General features: G+C 52.2%; 2 protein-coding genes. Both read right to left on the bottom strand.

Annotation, left to right across the window (positions count from 1 at the left end; genetic code table 11):
- Positions 1 to 155: 155 nt before the first annotated feature.
- Positions 156 to 431 carry a hypothetical protein gene (locus BM125_RS19615; protein WP_092411131.1) on the bottom strand — a complete coding sequence of 92 codons (276 nt, stop codon included), beginning with the start codon at positions 429 to 431 and terminating at the stop codon, positions 156 to 158.
- Between the two features lie 79 nt (positions 432 to 510).
- On the bottom strand, positions 511 to 1,131 hold a 621-nt coding region (locus BM125_RS19610; protein ID WP_139225151.1), incomplete at its 5' end, for an RHS repeat domain-containing protein.

Raw genomic sequence — 1,131 nt, 5'->3', positions numbered from 1 at the left:
CTACACAGCGCTCTCGGCTACCAATCACCGGAGCAGTTCGAGAAGATGGCGGTGTCGCCTAATTAACCCGTCCGAGAAATCGGGGGTAGTCCAACCTGACCCCTTTGGCTCCAATTCACCGGTTTTCGAGGATGGGAAAAAAAGTCTCTGTTCGGCTACAGCATGTCATGGAGATCATCCGTCTGCCCATTCAGTTGAACTCGTGTTCCCTCTTTCGAATAGTACAACTCAAACCCGCCCCCACCCTCTCCTTCTTCAATAGTGTCACAGTTGTCCAGCACCACGAGTATGCCAAAGAGAGTGCTATGAACAGCCCTTGTGACGATGCCCCTGACAATTGACTGTTCTTCGGAGGAGAGCCTTTTGTACCACGTGCTTGCGCCCAACTCATCGGCGCTAGAGAGCTTATTCGGCTTCTCAAGTTGTTTCATGCAACCGCTAATCGATTCCGGCATCAGAAACTTTCTTATTGAACTCACAAACTCTTTCCCGTCCACGTTGATTCTCCGGCTACTTACCGCCCTTCTTGAAACACTCTGGATAGAAGAGCTTATTGATGTCAATTAGATTGAACAAAGACCTTCTTGGTGCGCCAGCCTTTCGAAGCGCCCCGATATCGCGAGCAAGCAAGCTCCGTGCAGAACCGATGAAGGAGGATCCAGGGCTCGATTTTGGAAGTTTCTTGTGCAACTCGCGTTCGATGGCAATCGCCGGCGCAGTTTTTTCATCATATCCGGCGCACCCGCACTTCATAACTGCCTTTTGTGCAACATGATGGACATCGAGACCATCACCAGGCAATTCTTTGTTCTTGAGCGCATTGAAACTTCCCACCTCCCAAGGTTCAATTCCTTCTTTTCCAAGACCAAGGTAGTCCATTCCCTGTAGTGGGGCACTTTTGATATAAGCGTAAGTATCAACGTCACTGTCTAACCCAATTGGATCCGACTCCAGATACCGCCCGGTCCCCGGCTCATAGTCCCTGAAATAGTTGTAATGGCTCTGCGTCTCCGGGTCGTACTGCTGGCCCGGGAAGCGCAGGCTGTAGCTGAAGCTGGCCAGGCTGCTCGGTGCTTCGTTGGCTGGCGTGTCGCCGAACGGGCTCGAATCCCAGCGCCAGACGGTCTGGTG

This window comes from Dokdonella immobilis, assembly GCF_900115085.1.
GTDB lineage: Bacteria > Pseudomonadota > Gammaproteobacteria > Xanthomonadales > Rhodanobacteraceae > Dokdonella > Dokdonella immobilis.
The sequence above is the reverse complement of the archived record's forward strand: the minus strand, read 5'-3'. Positions and strand labels throughout refer to the sequence as shown.

What these genes read in the sequence shown, in the direction of transcription:
- BM125_RS19615 (WP_092411131.1), bottom strand. Translation starts at nt 431, where the DNA reads ATGAAACAACTTGAGAAGCCGAATAAGCTCTCTAGCGCCGATGAGTTG.